Annotated in this window: 15 protein-coding genes; 11 read left to right on the forward strand and 4 right to left on the reverse strand. The window is 63.6% G+C overall.

What is annotated here, in order from left to right:
- Window positions 1–554, forward strand: a 554-nt coding sequence (locus tag SO180_RS34640; protein WP_449383308.1) for a glutamate synthase-related protein, incomplete at its 5' end; no start/stop codon positions are given.
- A 75-nt stretch (window positions 555–629) separates the two neighbouring features.
- Window positions 630–914 (forward strand): hypothetical protein, encoded by a 285-nt coding sequence (locus tag SO180_RS34645; protein ID WP_449383309.1) that lies wholly within the window; start codon window positions 630–632, stop codon window positions 912–914.
- 65 nt (window positions 915–979) lie between these two features.
- On the opposite strand, the gene SO180_RS34650 is transcribed toward SO180_RS34645, so the two are convergent.
- Window positions 980–2,275: a hemolysin family protein gene (locus SO180_RS34650; RefSeq protein ID WP_449383310.1), complete on the reverse strand. Its 1,296-nt coding sequence runs from the start codon at window positions 2,273–2,275 to the stop codon at window positions 980–982.
- Between the two features lie 223 nt (window positions 2,276–2,498).
- Here SO180_RS34650 and SO180_RS34655 point away from each other — a divergent pair, with 223 nt between their 5' ends.
- The 4 genes from SO180_RS34655 to SO180_RS34670 all read left to right on the forward strand — a co-directional run bounded on the left by SO180_RS34655 (window position 2,499) and on the right by SO180_RS34670 (window position 7,680).
- Window positions 2,499–4,574: a methyl-accepting chemotaxis protein gene (locus SO180_RS34655; protein WP_449383311.1), complete on the forward strand. Its 2,076-nt coding sequence runs from the start codon at window positions 2,499–2,501 to the stop codon at window positions 4,572–4,574.
- 382 nt (window positions 4,575–4,956) lie between these two features.
- On the forward strand, window positions 4,957–6,381 hold the full coding sequence (locus SO180_RS34660; protein WP_449383342.1) for a TadE/TadG family type IV pilus assembly protein: 1,425 nt from the start codon (window positions 4,957–4,959) through the stop codon (window positions 6,379–6,381).
- A 9-nt stretch (window positions 6,382–6,390) separates the two neighbouring features.
- The gene (locus tag SO180_RS34665; protein WP_449383312.1) at window positions 6,391–6,978 is read left to right on the forward strand and encodes a TadE/TadG family type IV pilus assembly protein; all 588 of its coding nucleotides are present in this window, start codon (window positions 6,391–6,393) and stop codon (window positions 6,976–6,978) included.
- Between the two features lie 12 nt (window positions 6,979–6,990).
- Window positions 6,991–7,680, forward strand: a complete 690-nt coding sequence (locus SO180_RS34670) for a TadE/TadG family type IV pilus assembly protein (RefSeq protein ID WP_449383313.1) — start codon at window positions 6,991–6,993, stop codon at window positions 7,678–7,680.
- A gap of 69 nt (window positions 7,681–7,749) precedes the next feature.
- Here the strand turns inward: SO180_RS34670 and SO180_RS34675 are convergent, their stop codons facing one another.
- The 3 genes from SO180_RS34675 to SO180_RS34685 form a co-directional block, all read right to left on the reverse strand.
- Window positions 7,750–9,717: a carbohydrate porin gene (locus tag SO180_RS34675; RefSeq protein WP_449383314.1), complete on the reverse strand. Its 1,968-nt coding sequence runs from the start codon at window positions 9,715–9,717 to the stop codon at window positions 7,750–7,752.
- 394 nt (window positions 9,718–10,111) lie between these two features.
- On the reverse strand, window positions 10,112–10,375 hold the full coding sequence (locus SO180_RS34680; RefSeq protein ID WP_449383315.1) for a hypothetical protein: 264 nt from the start codon (window positions 10,373–10,375) through the stop codon (window positions 10,112–10,114).
- Between the two features lie 124 nt (window positions 10,376–10,499).
- Window positions 10,500–11,321 (reverse strand): creatininase family protein, encoded by an 822-nt coding sequence (locus SO180_RS34685; RefSeq protein ID WP_449383316.1) that lies wholly within the window; start codon window positions 11,319–11,321, stop codon window positions 10,500–10,502.
- A gap of 123 nt (window positions 11,322–11,444) precedes the next feature.
- On the opposite strand from SO180_RS34685, the gene SO180_RS34690 reads away from it, so the two are divergent.
- The 5 genes from SO180_RS34690 to SO180_RS34710 all read left to right on the forward strand — a co-directional run bounded on the left by SO180_RS34690 (window position 11,445) and on the right by SO180_RS34710 (window position 15,988).
- On the forward strand, window positions 11,445–12,467 hold the full coding sequence (locus SO180_RS34690) for an ABC transporter substrate-binding protein (RefSeq protein ID WP_449383317.1): 1,023 nt from the start codon (window positions 11,445–11,447) through the stop codon (window positions 12,465–12,467).
- Window positions 12,468–12,670: 203 nt separating this feature from the next.
- The gene (locus SO180_RS34695; RefSeq protein ID WP_449383318.1) at window positions 12,671–13,486 is read left to right on the forward strand and encodes an ABC transporter ATP-binding protein; all 816 of its coding nucleotides are present in this window, start codon (window positions 12,671–12,673) and stop codon (window positions 13,484–13,486) included.
- Window positions 13,483–14,304: an ABC transporter permease gene (locus SO180_RS34700; RefSeq protein WP_449383319.1), complete on the forward strand. Its 822-nt coding sequence runs from the start codon at window positions 13,483–13,485 to the stop codon at window positions 14,302–14,304. The genes SO180_RS34695 and SO180_RS34700 overlap by 4 nt, the downstream gene beginning before the upstream one ends.
- Window positions 14,304–15,296, forward strand: coding sequence for a 2-hydroxyacid dehydrogenase (locus SO180_RS34705; RefSeq protein ID WP_449383320.1), 993 nt, complete (start codon window positions 14,304–14,306; stop codon window positions 15,294–15,296). The genes SO180_RS34700 and SO180_RS34705 overlap by 1 nt, the downstream gene beginning before the upstream one ends.
- Entirely contained in the window at window positions 15,293–15,988 is a 696-nt protein-coding gene (locus SO180_RS34710) for an AprI/Inh family metalloprotease inhibitor (RefSeq protein ID WP_449383321.1), read from the forward strand. The genes SO180_RS34705 and SO180_RS34710 overlap by 4 nt, the downstream gene beginning before the upstream one ends.
- The last annotated feature ends 51 nt before the right edge of the window (window positions 15,989–16,039 follow it).

The following is a 16,039-nucleotide window of genomic DNA, read 5'->3' on the forward strand; positions in this document are numbered from 1 at the left end:
CGCTCGAGTTCATGGATCATCTGGGCATGCCGATGCGCGAGGGCGTCAACTTCGTGCACAATGCGCTGGTCGGCATCAACGCGCGCAACCGCATCAAGATCGGCGCGTCGGGCAAGGTTGCGACTGCCTTCGACATGGCGCGAGCCATGGCGATCGGCGCCGACTGGTGCAATTCGGCGCGTGGCTTCATGTTCTCGCTCGGCTGCATCCAGTCCCTGAGCTGCCACACCGACCGCTGCCCGACCGGCGTTGCCACGCAGGACCCGACGCGTGCGCGTGCGCTCTACGTGCCGCTCAAGATCGACCGCGTCCATAACTATCACCATGCGACGCTGCACTCGCTGTCCGAGCTGATCGCCGCAGCGGGCCTCGAGCATCCGCAGGAGTTGCGCCCGATCCACTTCACCCAGCGCACCTCGACCACCGAGGTGAAGTCGTTCGCGCAGCTCTATCCGGCGCTGCGGCCGGGGGAGCTGCTCGAAGGCACCGAGGACCCCCGCTTCCGCGATGCCTGGCGGATGGCACGGGCGGATTCGTTCCAGCCGGTTCCGTGAGGGCCCGCTTCGCGGGTCGGCGCGTTGCAACTCCCACGCACGATCTGCATTGCCCTCGATCGAGCGGAGGCGATCATGAGAACGGCGAGCGTGGCCGCGTTACTCTGGCTTGCGCTATCGTCCCTGGCGATGGCGCAAGGCGGAGGATATCCCGCAAGCCCGTCGCACGCCGTCGTCGGCGCGAGCCCGGACGGCACCCCGCGTTACGGCCGCGAGCCGCGCAAGGAGGAGGGTGCATCATCGGATACCGTGGGCCGTGGCGGCGATAGCAACAGTGAGCGGGATCGAGCGCTCGACGCGAGCAACAGCGACGACGGCAACGAGAGACGCAACGGCCATTCTCAGAAGCGCGAGAAGTGAATCTGTAGTTATGGGTTTCGGGCTCGCGCGGCCCGGGATGACGACTGGAAATTAGCGCGCGCAGCTCAAGTCGCCTGCTCGCTTTTCCGGCTCGCAAGGATCTTGTCGATCCGCCGGCCGTCGAGATCGACGACTTCGAGATGCCAGCCGCCGAGGTCGAAGGCGTCGCCCACATTCGGCAGCACGTTGAAATGTTGCAGCACGAGGCCGGCCACGGTGTTGTAGCGATGATGCGGCGGCAGCTCGAAGCCGAGCAGCTCACCGAATTCGTCGACCGGCATCCAGCCCGAGATCAGCAGCGAACCGTCCGCGCGCGTGACGTAGGCCGGCTCCGGCGGGCCTTCCTCGGAATGGAACGCGCCGACGATGGATTCCAGAATATCGGCCGCGGTGACCACGCCTTCGAAGGCGCCGTATTCGTCGTAGACGAGGCCAACATGCACCGGCGCTGCCTTCAGGATCGCCAGCACGTCGCGCGCATCGGCGGAGGCGGGAATCACGGGCGCGTCGCGCACCAGCGCGCGCAGATCGGGCGTGCGCTCGTTCAAATAGGCGACGAGCAGGTCCTTGGCCTGGAGCACGCCGATCGGCTTGTCACGGTCGCCGTCGGAGACGGGAAAGCGCGAATGCGGGCTTTTCGACATGATCTCGCGGATCGTCTCCGGCGCATCGGTGAGATCGATCTCGTCGACCTCCGTGCGCGGCGTCATGACGGCGCCGACCGGGCGGTCGCCGAGCCGCATCACACCCGCGATCATCTCCCTCTCGCCGGGCTCGAGCACGCCGGCGCTTTCGGCCTCGCTGACGAGGTGATGGATCTCGTCCTCAGAAACCTTTTCCTCCGCCTTGCCGCCGCGGCCGAGCAGCGTCAGGATCAGCTTGCCGGAGAGATCGAGCAGGATCACCAGCGGAAGCGAGATCTTCGCGAGCCAGTCCATCACCGGCGCGACCTTGACCGCAATGCTTTCGGGATCGCGCAACGCCACCTGCTTGGGTACCAGCTCGCCCACGATCAGCGTCGCGTAGGTGATGAGGGTCACGACGATGCCGACGCCGACGATGTCGGCAATCCCCGCCGACAGGCCGAGTTCGACCAGCCATTGCGACAGCCGCTGTCCGAGCGTCGCGCCCGAGAACGCGCCTGACAGCACGCCAACCAGCGTGATCCCGATCTGCACCGTCGAGAGAAACTTTCCGGGATCGGACGCCAGCGCCAGCGCGCGCTCGGCACCGCGCACGCCCTTGGCGGCAAGCATCGACAGGCGGGCCGGGCGCGACGAGACGACCGCCAGCTCGGACATCGACAGAAGGCCGTTGACGACGATGAGGCAAACGACGATGGCGAGTTCAAGCGAAAGCATCGATGTTCCAGGTTAGGCATGCGGCCACTACCTCGTCATATAGGCATTCGGCGGGCGAATGCCCGGGAATTCTATCGCATCCTCGCGTTGCAGCGGCATTGAACAGCTACGACCTGGCACACTCCGCGGAACTACGGTTGTTGCGGGGGTGTTTACTTAACGGCGCCTTAGTGTCTCCCGGCTAGTTTTCCCGCCATTAACGGTAATGCTTGTGGGGATCGGGATGCGGATCGGAAGGCTCTTCGCACTGTCGATGCTGTCGGTGACAGTCTTCGCGGTCATCCTCGGCGCCGAGGTGCTGGTGCCCCAGACACGCGTCTATGCCGACCGTTCCCAGGCCATCAAGGCCGTCGATGCCTTTGGCGCCATCCTCGTGGTCAGCCAGTACGTCGTCGGCTATCGCGCCCCCTACATCACGCCGATCTTCCAGGAAGCTCCTGCGACTCCGGCCCAACTCGAGGCCACCGCGAAAGCCGCGAAGGCTGCGGATACGGCGTTCGAGAATGCAAGGCGGGCGATCATTGCTCTGGATGATGGCGCCGCGCTGGTCGAGACTCTCGACCGGGCCGCGAGCCGCTTGAAAGAAATCCGCGCGGCGGCGGACCGCGCCATGAGTGTCCCCCTCAGCGCGCGCGACGGCGCCGCCATCAAGGGCTTCCTGCCCGGCGTCGCCGATGTGATCAACGCCATCGAACCGATCATGAACCGGCTCGAGGCGAAGGTGGTGAGCGCCGACTCCTCGCTCGCGGCGCTGCTGAACGTGGCCCGCACGGCGCAGGATTTGCGCGTCTCGGCCGGTAGCCGTGCCGCCACGCTGTCGCCCGCGATCAGCGCCCACCGCCCGCTGACGGTGGCCGAATTCTCCCTGATGGACCGCGTGCAGGGACGCGTGGAGGCGGACCGCGAGCGCATTGAGGCCGGCATCGATCAACTCGGAAATCCGCCCCGCATCGCCAAGGCGTTCAGGGACGCAACCGAATCCTATTTCGGGCGCGCGGCTCTCGCGGTCGAGAAGGCGATGCCCGCGGCGCGGAGCGACGGCAAGTACGGCCTCAGCACCGATGAGCTGGCGGATGCCATCGTGCCGGCCATCCAGATGTTTTTCGGCGTGCGAGATGCCGCGCTGGCGGAGGCGGCCGACCGCGCCTCGGCGGTCCGTGACGGTGCGCTGGCGATGCTGGCGCTCGCCGGCATCGCGGTGCTGGTGCTGCTCGGCATGCTCGCCGGCGTGACCGTGATGCTGCGCAGCCGCGTGGTGAGGCCACTTGCGGAGCTTGCGGAAGTGATCGGCGCTCTCGCCGCCGGCAAGCACGCGGTCGAGATTCCCGCGAGCGGGCGCCAGGACGAGATCGGCCAGGTGGCCGGCTCGCTCCAGCACTTCAAGGATTCGCTGATGGCCAAGGCCGCCGCCGACGAGGCGGCCGGCGTCGAATCGGAGGCGAAGCTCAAGCGCGGCCAGCGCGTGGATCAGATCGCCCGCGAGTTCGAAGCCCTGATCGGTGACGTCGTCAACACCGTCTCGTCGGCTTCAACCGAGCTGGAAGCATCGGCCGGAACGCTGACGCGGACAGCCGAGCAGTCGGAGCAGGTGACGGCGACCGTCGCGGCCGCATCCGAGCAGGCTTCCACCAACGTGCAGACCGTCGCTGCTGCGGCCGAGGAGATGGCCTCCTCGGTCGACGAGATCAGCCGTCAGGTCCAGGATTCCGCCCGCATCGCCAGCGAGGCGGTACGGCAGGCCGAGCAGACCAACGGTCATGTCGGCGAGCTCGCCAAGGCTGCCGGCCGCATCGGCGACGTCGTCGAGCTGATCAGCCAGATCGCAGGCCAGACCAATCTTCTGGCGCTCAATGCCACGATCGAAGCGGCGCGCGCCGGCGAGGCCGGGCGCGGCTTCGCGGTCGTCGCATCCGAGGTCAAGGCGCTGGCCGAGCAGACCGCAAAAGCGACCGGCGAGATCAGCCAGCAGATCGCCGGCATCCAGTCCGCGACGCAGGATTCCGTCGGCGCCATCAAGGCGATCGGCGACACCATCACCCGCATGTCCGAGATCGCCTCCGCCATCGCCTCGGCGATCGAGGAGCAGGGCGCCGCAACGCGCGAAATATCCCGCAACGTGCAGCAGGCGGCGCGCGGCACCCAGCAAGTCTCCGTCAACATCGTCGACGTGCAGCACGGCGCAAGCCAGACCGGATCGGCCTCCGCCAACGTGCTCGCGGCAGCGAAGTCGCTCTCGGGCGAGAGCGGCCGCCTCAAGGTCGAGGTCGGCAAATTCCTCGATGCGATCCGGGCGGCGTAACGGCACGTTTGCGATTGTTGCGAAATCGCGGTGCCGGGCGGCGCGCCCGCATCGCGGAGGTCGCCGAGATCGATCTCAACGACGCGCCCGAGGTGCGTCCAGGTTGCTCAGGCGAGCGCGCTTTCCTGCGCCGGCGTGGATTTTCGGGGCCAAGTTTCTGGGAACTCGTTTAGCCGGCGTTAATGATGCCTTCTCAATGTGGCACATCCGGTGCGGTTTCAGACCATGTCTATGTGTTGCGCGTAAACCTTGATTAACAGGGGCGTATCCATATTCGCCCGTGTCGAGCGCGCGATCGGCGGAGGAGATCTGACCGTCTCCTCCGATCGACAACATTTCAGGAAAGTGCTTTCGCCGCAGCGACGGCAATAGGATGAAGATCATGCTCCGCCGCTCAGTTCTTCGTTTCGCGAGAGATCGGAAGGCCAATATCGCCGTGATCACCGCGCTCGCGATGGTTCCCATCGTCTTTCTGCTCGGCATGACGCTCGATTTCACGCAGGCGCTACGCAAGAAGGCGCAGTTGGACGCCGCTGCCGACGCAGCCGCAATCGCAGCCGTCAGGCCGGCCATGCTGATGCAAACTAGTACGGTGGCTAGTGCCACCGCCTCGGCCATCTTTATGTCGACGGCGAACAGTCTTGCGCCGGGGTTGACCACGACACCGACGCCGACGATTACCGTCACTGACGTAGGACTTAAGCGCACCGTCAGTGTTTCGTATAGCACCGCATCCATCAACAATTTTCCCGCGGTGCTCATGAACACTGCGTCGTGGCCGATCAACGGCTCGGCGACAGCGCAGGCGGCGAGCGCGCCCAACATGAATTTCTATCTGCTGATGGACGACTCGCCATCCATGGGGATCGGCGCGACCACGGCCGACATCAGCAATCTCATCACCTACACCGCTTCCAAGTACCAGTCAGCAAAAGCCTCGCAGAATTGCGGCTTTGCCTGTCATCAAACCAATATCGCTCACGACGGCGGGACCCAGGATAACCTCGCGATCGCACGATTCAGGAATATCACCCTGCGGATCGATCTCGTGACAAGTGCCGTCAATCAGTTGCTCAATACATGGTCGAACTGCCCGCAGTCTGGTGTTTCGGGGGGCGTCATGCAGTGCATGTCGGCCCTGAACAACACCACGTATAACGCGGCGCTCTATACGTTCGACTTGGGTTTGAACGCACTGGCGACGCTGACCACCCCGACATTGGCTGGAGCCCAGGTTTCCAACATTGCGCTGATGCCGGTCGCCTACCAGAACTGCGTCGTTACGACAACGAACTGCAAGACCGACAATGGCACGGATATCGCCGGCGCGCTCACCAACCTCAACAAAATCATGCCTACGCCCGGCCTCGGCAGCAACGCGTCAGGAGATACGCCGCAGGAGGTGGTCTTCCTTGTCACCGACGGCGTCGAGGACAAGATCGTCTCGGGCGCTTCAGCTTGCCCCAACGCGAGCCTCGCCTCCAACAATCGATGCCAGCAGCCGCTCGACACGACGATATGCACGACCATCAAGAACAAGGGCATTAAGATCGCTATCCTCTACACGGAGTACCTGCAACTCATCGCCAGTGCCTCCACCGGTATCCAGACAACAGATTCCTGGTACATGAGCTGGATAGACAAGTACGACCAGCCTGATCCCTCAACCGGCACGATCGCACTAAACCTCCAAGCGTGCGCCTCGCCTGGCTTCTACTCCCACGTCAAAACCGGCGGCGATATCAAGCAGGCGCTGACGGACCTGTTCATCAAGGTCGCCTCAAGTACCGCCAGCCTCACGCAGTAAGAAAGCGCCATGGTCCAGTTGGAAACCACACCAGGGAAAAGGCGCCGCAATCGTTTCGGCGCCTTTGTCAGGGACAACGAAGGCGCCACGGCGGTCGAGTTCGCGCTGATTGCCACGCCGTTTCTCGCCATCCTCGCTGCCCTCATCCAGACGTTCCTGCTTTTCTTTGCGCAGTCGATCCTCGAAAATGCCGTCCGGCAATCGGCCCGCCAAATTCTGACAGGGCAGGTGCAGACGCAGGATGCGAGCATGACATCGGCCGCAGCCGCGGCCGCATTTAAAAATACCGTCTGCAACAACGCCAAAGTCCTTTTCACCTGTAGTAGCACTGGCGGCCTGATGGTCGACGTCCAGGTCGCCAACAACTGGTCCTCGGCCAATGTCGGCATGCCGACGCTGACCTACAACAGCGATGGGACTGTCGCCAACACCTGGCAATTCAATCCGGGAACTGCGGGCGATATCGTTGTTGTCCGCGTGATGTATCTCTGGCCGATTTTCTTCGGGCCGATCGCTTTCAACATGGCAAACCAGACCAACGGCTCCCGGCTGATCATGGCAACCGCCGCTTTTCAGAACGAGCCTGCCACTCCCTAGAGGTATCAGCCTATGACCAGCCTGTCATTTCGCTTAAGGAAGTTCTCCACCAACGCCGATGCCGTGGCAGCGACAGAGTTCGCGATCGTGGTGCCGTTCATGCTGGTGCTGTTGGTCGGCGGCGTCGAACTCGCGAACGGAATGGCGATCAACGTCAAGGTCAGCGCGACGGCTCACTCCGTGGCCGACATGGTTACGCAGAACACGTCGCTCAGCACGACCTCGATGCAGAACATACTCACCGGAGCGACCTCCATCATTGCACCGTATTCCGTCAATGGCAGCAGCGGCAGCGCGATCCTGTCCGTCACCGTGTCCGAAGTCTCCAGCGATGCCAATGGCAACCTGACCCTTCGATGGAGTCAGTCGTACAACGGAACAACCTTCACACAGGGAAGGACCAATTTGACGGGCTTGACAGTGCCCACGTCGCTCAACGGAACGGTCGGCAACGCAAACAATCCGAACAACCAAAACGACCAGGTTTCGTTCATTGTGAGCGAGGTCTCGTACGCCTATACACCCAATCTCGGGTTTACGATCAGCGGGACCGTAAATCTTCAGGACACATTTTGGAAGTTTCCGCGCTGTTCAACGAACAGTCCCTCGAACTCGACTGGTCCTGCCTACTATGACGTCAAGTACACCAGCTCGACGACCACGTGTACCTGCCTCCAGCACTTGCAGTATAAGACCTGCTAGTTTGGCTCTGCGAGAAGCAGCGGCGGCGTACGCCACCTCCCGGTGAAGGGCGGCGGCCTCACGACCATCTCAGAACTCGCCGTGCAGCCGTCCTGAAAACACCGACACCGGCCCGCGATCGGCATTGTAGGCGGGGTTGACGATGAGCTGGTAGTCGGCGGTGAAGGTCAGGTTCTTGTTCAGCGCGTAGGCGTAGTAGGTTTCGAGGATGCGCTCGTTGCGATAGTTGAGCGCGCCGTCGCCGACGAGCACGCCGAGACCGCCAGCGGCGAGGAAGTCGCGATAGTCCTGCGACAGGCCATTGATGGCGCCGCCGATGCCGATCACGTCGTCGGGCCGGCCCCATTTCGTGCCCTTGATCGAGAGCCCGCCCGACAGGCTGCGATTGATGTCGGTGAAGGCGAGGGTCTCGGTCTTGCCGTCGTTCCAGCTCCAGCGGCCGAACAGCCCGACATCATCCGTGATCGCCTGCTCGAGGTTGACGACATAGCCGACCTTGAGGCGACCGCGCCGGGTCTGCGTGATGTCGAGGTTGAGCGCAGGATTGTCCAGCGTCTCGCGGAAGCTGCCCATATTGGCGCTGTCGACCCAGCCCATGGTCCTGAGCTTGCCGGGCTGGCCGAACAGCGAGTAGCGCGTCTCGAGCTCGATGACGTACTGGCCACGCTCGGGGATATTGGTATCGAAATGGTTCGCGTTCGATTCCGCGACCATCAGGAAATAGCCGCCGCGCAGCGCCCATTGCTTTTGATTGAGCTCGGCGGTGACGCCGTAGGTGAGGCCGACCTTGTCGGCGGCATAGTCGAAGGCACCCGGTGCCCAGATCGACCAGTTCATGAAATCCTTGCGCGTGTCCTTGGCGTAGGCATTGCCGTCGAACACGTCGACCACTGCGAATTTGCCGGCCTGCAGCGTGAGGCGGGAGACGTCGACCTTCTGTCCGAGCTGCAACTGGCCGCTCGCAAGCTCCTCCTGCTCGCCGCCGAAGCCAAACGTCTGGCGCAGAAACAGGCGCGAGGTGTTGTAGTGCGGGTAGGGAAAGTTCGACTTCTGCGCCTCGCCATTCGGGAAGCCCGCGGCGCCGACCGTGTCGTTCAGTCCAAATCCCTGGAGCAGCTCCGGGTTGTAATAGACCTCGCCGCCGTCCCACAGTCGCGCGTTCAGGAACAGGCTGTTGCTCCAGGTCGCCTTGGCCTGTGCCGAGGGAGACAGAGAGTTCGGCCCGCTGTAGAGCGCGGGGAATGACGGATAGCCTTGCGGAAGATACGTGCTCTGGCCGTGAATCTCCCAGCGATCGGATTCGGTATCCGTGAGCGATGTCTTGGGATCGTAGCCCGGCATGCCCGGCCAATCGACCTTGCGGTTGAGGCCAAGCCTGATCGACTGGAAGTCGAGCGATGAGGATGTGTACTGGGCTCCGGATGAGAAGCCGATATTGGCGCCGTCAAAGCGACTGTAGAGATATTCGAGCCGCGCGCTCCAATGTGGCGCGAAGCCATATTCGACGCCGGCACCCGCGATCCAGCCCGGCCTCGTGTTCAGGACCTTCTGGGTATCACCCGCGGCCGGCGTGTCGAAATAGCGTTCGCCCATCCAGGCAAAGCCGCCGGTGGCATAGACGAGCCACGGACCGCTCGCATAGCCGACCCGGCCGCGCAGGCTTGCCGTGTAGTCCCATTGCTGCGTCACTGCGTTGACGGGTGTTGCGAGCGAGGAGACAATCGAGTTGGAGGTGATGTAGTTGGGAAACGAAAAATCGCCTTCGACGCCGAGCAGAAGACCGGAGTTGAGCCGATAGTTGTAGCCGGCCTGCACGCCACCGACCATGCCGCTGAAGACACCATTGCCGCCGATCGCGGTGCCGTCGTTCAGGGCGAAGGCGGACGAGCCGCGGCCGTAGCCGGCATGCGCGCCGATATAGAACCCGGTCCAGTCATAGACGGCCTTGAGCGCAGGCGCCTTGAGCGGCAGATCGGCCGCCTGGCCGGCAGCGGGGAGCGCCAGCACGCCGCAGGCGATCGCGGCGGCCGTGCGCAACAACCGGTGTCGGTGACCTCTCAACGTCAAAGCACACGCCCCTAATTTGCCCCACGCCCCGATATCCCTGCCGATTCGTGGCGATCCTGTCATCAGGTCCTTCTCGTCCACTCGATCGGACGAGATGATCGCGGTGCGTCGCGATTTCTTCCCAAGTCCCTGTACCTGTTGCGAACCTTATTGCGAATAATTCTCAATAGCAACAAGTGCGGAATGTCGCAGACGATGGTTCGCATCCTTGTGTGACGGGACTGCAACAAAAACTCCGCCGCCAAAAAAGGATGACCCCGCCCGGGGGGACAACCGGACGGGGTCGGGGGCACGACACGGGGTGGATGAGGCGCCCGTGTCGGACGCAGGACCCACTCAGGGATCGGGCCTCAGATAGGTGAGATCAGTAGCAAGTGCGGACGCGGCCGACGTAGTGGCCGAAGGCGTCATACTGGGCGACCCAGCCGCAGCGGTGATAGCCGTAGTAATAGGGGTCGTTGCTGGCGGCGATTGCAGTGCCGACGATGGCGGCGGTGGCGATGCCGGCGCCGACGCCCCAGCCCCAGCCGAGCGGCTTGGCCTCGGCCGACGAGGTGGTGGTGGCGACGCTCGCAGTGATGGTCAGTGCAGCGAGGGCAGCAGCGGCAATCTTGGTCTTGATCGACATTTCAAACTCCATCCGGGGTGAGGCGGTCCGTTGTGGCCCGCGTGCCCAGTTGGACGGAGGCTTGCGCGTTCGGGTTCGAAACGCGCCAAGTCGACCTCGGAAGTCGCTAGGTAACTAAGCAATTTCAAAGGGATGTGGAGTAGGTGAGGGGGCCTGACGCGAGCCTCTTCACGTCGAAGTTATCGATCTCGGCGAGCAACTCGCAGAAGGCCCGCGCGCCCCGGTCGACGAGCTGTTCGCCTTTCTCCGCAGAGGCCAGTGTCGCGTTGCCGACGGCGCCGCTCAGGTGCAGGTCCTGCGCCTGCCAGGCGAACGGTGCGGGCCGCTGTGTCGACAGCCAGCGATATTGCTGCTCCATCGCGATGCTGCTGGAAGCAAAATCCGCGATCGCGTCCTTGCGCACCTCGGACGGATAGCGCGCCAGCATGATTGAGGTCTCGACCGCGCCGCCATGGATGCCGTGGCGCACTTCTTCGGCGGGAAACAATTGCTCCGCGCCGGAAAGCCGCGACCAAGACGTCGTCACCACGAACAATTTCTGATGCGCGCGCAGATCCTGCGCCACCAGCATCATCGCCGCGCTGTTGCCGCCATGGCTGGTGACGATGACGAGTTTTCGCAGGCCCGCGCGCGCGACATCCTCGCCGATTCCCGTCCACCTCTTCAGCGCCACTTCGGTCGGCAGCGTCTGCGTGCCCGGATAGTCGATGTGCTCGGTGGAGATTCCGATCCGCTCGACCCCGAGAAACGTGACAGGAAGGTTTTCGGGCGCAAGCGCGCGCACTCGCGCAAGATATGCCTCGGCGATCAGCACATCCGTCTCGAGCGGCAGATGCGGCCCATGCTGCTCGGTCGCCGCCAGCGGCAAGACCGCGATCCAGCGCGCCGGTTCCGCGGGCTCAATCTCGCTCCAGCGGATGTCGGTCCAGTCGCGGGAAGGTCTCATCGTGGTTTCTTTGCGTGAATTTGTAACGTAGTTTGCGGGCCTGAAGGGGACGTGGCCCGACCGGCTGCGTCCCCGAAATTCTTGTGTTTTATCATGGTCCAGAACGATCGACGGAGTCCAATCATGCGCCCCATCCATCTGCAGCGAGCGTTAACGGCAGGCTTGATGGCCGCATGCATGTCGATCCTGCCGGCGCGGGCCGAGACCCTGGATAAGGTCTCCTTCGGCACCAACTGGGTCGCCGAGGCCGAGCATGGCGGCTTCTTCCAGGCGGTCGCCGACGGCACCTACAAGCGCTATGGGCTCGACGTCACCATCGTGCCGGGCGGGCCCAACGAGAACAACCGGATGCTCCTGATCGCGGGCAAGATCGATTTCTTCATGGCCGCCAACACGCTGATGTCGTTCGACGCCGTCACCAACAACGTGCCCGTCGTGACGATCGCCGCGATCTTCCAGAAGGATCCGCAGGTGATGCTGACGCAGCCGGACGCCAAGGTAGGCAAGATCGAGGATCTGAAGCCGCTGACGCTGTTCGTCTCCAAGGAGGGCATGACCAGCTATTTCCAGTGGCTGAAGTCCGAATACGGCTTCAGCGAGAAGAACGTCCGGCCCTACAATTTCAATCCGCAGCCCTTCATCGCCAATCCCAAGAGCGCGATGCAGGGTTATGTGACGTCGGAGCCCTTTGCGGTGGAGAAGGCTGCGGGCTTCAAGCCCAACGTGCTGCTGCTCGCCGATTCCGGCTTCAACACCTATTCGACCCTGATCGAGACCCGCCGCGAGATCGTCGAGAAGAAGCCGGACCTCGTGCAGCGCTTCGTCGATGCCTCGATCGTCGGCTGGTACAACTACATCTATGGCGACAATTCCGCCGGCAACGCCATGATCAAGAAGCTCAACCCGGAAATGACCGACGAGCTGCTCGCCTATTCCGTCGCCAAGATGAAGGAGTACGGTATCGTCGATTCCGGCGAATCCCTGAAGAACGGCATCGGCGCCATGAGCGACGAGCGCTACACCTCTTTCTTCGACAAGATGGTCAAGGCCGGCGTGGTGCGCTCCGACATCGACTATCGCAAGTCCTACACGCTGCGCTTCGTCAACAAGGGCGTCGGCGTCGAGCTGCGTCCGAGCAAGCCGTAGCCGATGCGGCGATATGATCAAGATGCGCCCGCATCGTTCACCTCTCCCATAGGGAGAGGTCGGATCGCATCGCTAGATTCGATCCGGGTGAGGGGTTACGCTCTCTCGTGGGACCCCCTCGCCCGCGCCTGCGGCGCGACCTCTCCCCGTTGGGGAGAGGTGGAAATCGCGGCGCAGCCAGACCAAACAACAGCCGCCTGCCAATGATAGAGCGCACAGCTTCGTCCGGGGGCGATGTCGGGCTGACGGCGCTGGCCGTCAGTCTGCGCGGCGTGACGAAGGCCTATGACACCGGCGTGATGGCGCTCGGGCCGTTCGACCTTGCCGTGCGCAAGGGCGAGTTCATCTCCCTGCTCGGGCCGTCCGGCTGCGGCAAGTCGACGGCGCTGCGCCTGATTGCGGGCTTGAGCGCGCCGAGCGCGGGAACGGTGCGGGTCTCGCGCCATGAGGATGTGGCGCGGCCGGGCCATGCCATCGGTTTCGTGTTCCAGGAGCCGACGCTGATGCCGTGGACGAGCGTGCGGGAGAATGTGCGGCTGCCGCTGAAGCTTGCGGGCGTCGCCAGGGCCGAGGCGAACGCGCGCGTGGACGAGGCTCTTGCCAGTGTGGGCCTTGCCGATTTCGCCGATGCATTCCCACGCGAGCTTTCCGGCGGCATGAAGATGCGGGTCTCGCTGGCGCGCGCGCTCGTCACGGATCCCGATATCCTCTTGATGGACGAGCCGTTCGCGGCGCTCGACGAGATCACGCGCTTTCGCCTCAACAACGATCTGCTCGCGCTGTGGCGGCGCCTGCGCAAGACGGTCATCTTCGTCACCCATTCGGTGTTCGAATCCGTCTATCTCTCCCAGCGGGTCGTGGTGATGACGGCGCGGCCGGGCCGTATCCAGGCCGATATCCGGATCGAGACCATCGAGCCGCGCGGAGAAGAGTTTCGCACCTCTGCCGGCTATGCCGATTATTGCCGCAAGGTGTCGAGCGCGCTCGCGCCGTCCTATTCCGGGCAGTCGGTGCTATGAGCGCAGAGCCCGTCGTCCCGGCAAAGCCTGAGAATGGTGCCTTGCGCGCCGCGCGCTTTGCGCTTCCCCTCGTCGTCTTCGCGGCAGGCCTCATCGCCTGGGAGCTCGTGGTCCGCATCAAGCAGATACCGCCTTATGTGCTGCCGGCGCCCTCGGCCGTGTTCCTGACCCTCATCAAGGACTGGGCGGTGCTGTCGCAATCGCTTCTCACCACCTTGCTCACCACGCTCGAGGGTTTCATCGCGGCCAGCCTCGGCGGCATCGCGCTGGCGCTGCTGTTCAACCAGTCGAAATGGGTGGAATATTCGCTGTTCCCCTATGCGGTCGTCCTCCAGGTGACGCCGGTGATCGCGATCGCGCCGCTGCTGCTGATCTATCTCGACCAGGAAACCGCCGTCGTGGTCTGCGCCTTCATCGTCGCGTTCTTCCCGGTCCTCGCCAACACCACGCTCGGGCTGAATTCGGTCGACCGCAATCTCGCCGGCCTGTTCCAGCTCTATGGCGCCTCGAAGCCGCAAACCCTGCGTTTTCTCAAATTGCCCTCGGCCTTGCCCTATATCCTCGGCGGCCTGCGCATTGCCGGTGGCCTGTCGCTGATCGGCGCCGTTGTCGCCGAGATCGCGGCGGGAACGGCCGGGGCCGGATCGGGCCTTGCCTACCGGATCGCCGAATCCGGCTATCGTCTCAACATACCTCGCATGTTCGCGGCGCTGCTTTTGCTGTCGCTTGCCGGGATTGTCATCTATGGGGTGCTGGCGCTAATTTCCCACCTCATTTTACGGCGCTGGCATGAAAGCGCCCTTGGAAAGGAAAGCTGATGGCGGCCGCTTCGATTTCGTCCGAGAAGATCGATCTTCTGATCTATGGGCCGGTGCGGCCGATTCTCGAAAACGGCTTCTCAGACCATTTCGTCGTGCACAAGGCGGAGACGCGGGCCGACCTCGAGCGCCTGACGCCTGCCGTCCGCGAAAAAATCCGCGGCATCGCCGTGACCTATCACACCGTGCGGGCCGACAAGGAGTCGCTGTCGCATTTCCCGAAGCTGGAGATCGTGGCGAATTTTGGCGTCGGCTACGATCACGTCGACACGGCTTATGCGCGCGAGCACAATATTGTCGTCACCAATACGCCGGACGTTCTGACGGAAGAGGTTGCCGACGTCGCGATGGGCCTTCTGCTTGCCACCTTGCGCGAATTCATCCCGGCCGACCGCTATGTACGCTCCGGCCTCTGGACGACCCAGAACTATCCGTTGAGCGTCGGCTCGCTGCGCGACCGCAAGGTCGGCATCGTCGGCATGGGCCGGATCGGTCAGGCGATCGCGCGCCGGATCGAAGCCTCGCTGGTGCCGGTCGTTTACCACTCGCGCAATCCATCCAAGGATGTTTCCTACCAGCACTATCCCGATCTGATCGAGATGGCGAAGGCGGTGGACACGCTCATCGTCATCGTGCCCGGCGGGGCCGGCACCAACAAGATGATCAACGCCGAGGTCCTCAAGGCGCTCGGTCCGCGCGGCGTGCTGGTCAACGTCGCGCGCGGCTCCGTCGTCGACGAGCCTGCGCTGGTCCAGGCGTTGAAATCCAGGACTATCCTCGCCGCCGGTCTCGACGTGTTCGCTGCCGAGCCGAACGTGCCGGATGAGCTCAAGACCATGCAGAATGTCATTCTGCTGCCACATATCGGATCGGCATCCGTGGTAACGCGGAACGCGATGGACCAGCTCGTGGTCGACAATCTCAAGACCTGGTTTGCCGGCAAGCCGCCGATCACGCCGGTCCCGGAAACTCCGGTGAAGAGTCGCGGATGACACATCTTCGGGTCGGTGCGTGGGCAATCGTCGCGGCGCTCGTCGCCGTGACCGGTGTTGCGCAGGCGCAGGATACGACGACCCTGAAGAAGGACATGGTCGGGCAGTGGGAGCTGTCCACCACCGAGCGCAGCAAGACCTGCGTGGTGACGCTGAAGGGTGACGGGGCTGGCCAGGCCTCCAAGCTCGAGTTGGAGCCGGCCTGCAAGACCGCGCTGCCTTTCACCAAGGACATCACGGCCTGGAGCATCAAGGGCCTCGACATCGTACGGCTCCAGGATGCCACCGGCGAATCTGTGATCGACTTCACCGAGGTCGAGGCCGGCATCTTCGAGGGCTTGCGGCAGGGCGAGGGTGTCTACATCCTGCAAAATCTCGCCGCCGCCCGCTCGATGGCCAAGTCGATGGATCAGATGATCGGCGACTGGTCCATGGTGCGCGGCAATGGCCAGCCGGTCTGCACGCTCGTGCTGACCAACACCGAAGCCGGCCCCGACAATTTCCAGGTCTTCCTCAAGTCGAAATGCGACGCCGAGATCGCGCAGTTCAACCCGACGCAGTGGCGGCTCGAGCGCGGCCAGATCATCCTGATGTCGAAGGCCGGCGAAGCCTGGCAGTTCGAGGCCGACGACAACGCGCAATGGCGCCGCGTGCCCGATACCGCTGATCCCCTGATCCTGCTGCGGCAATAGCGGAACTGACCGGCCTGCGTGGCCGTTGGCAATCCAACAGAATTGTCGAGG

It is taken from the genome of Bradyrhizobium sp. UFLA05-112 (assembly GCF_053572325.1).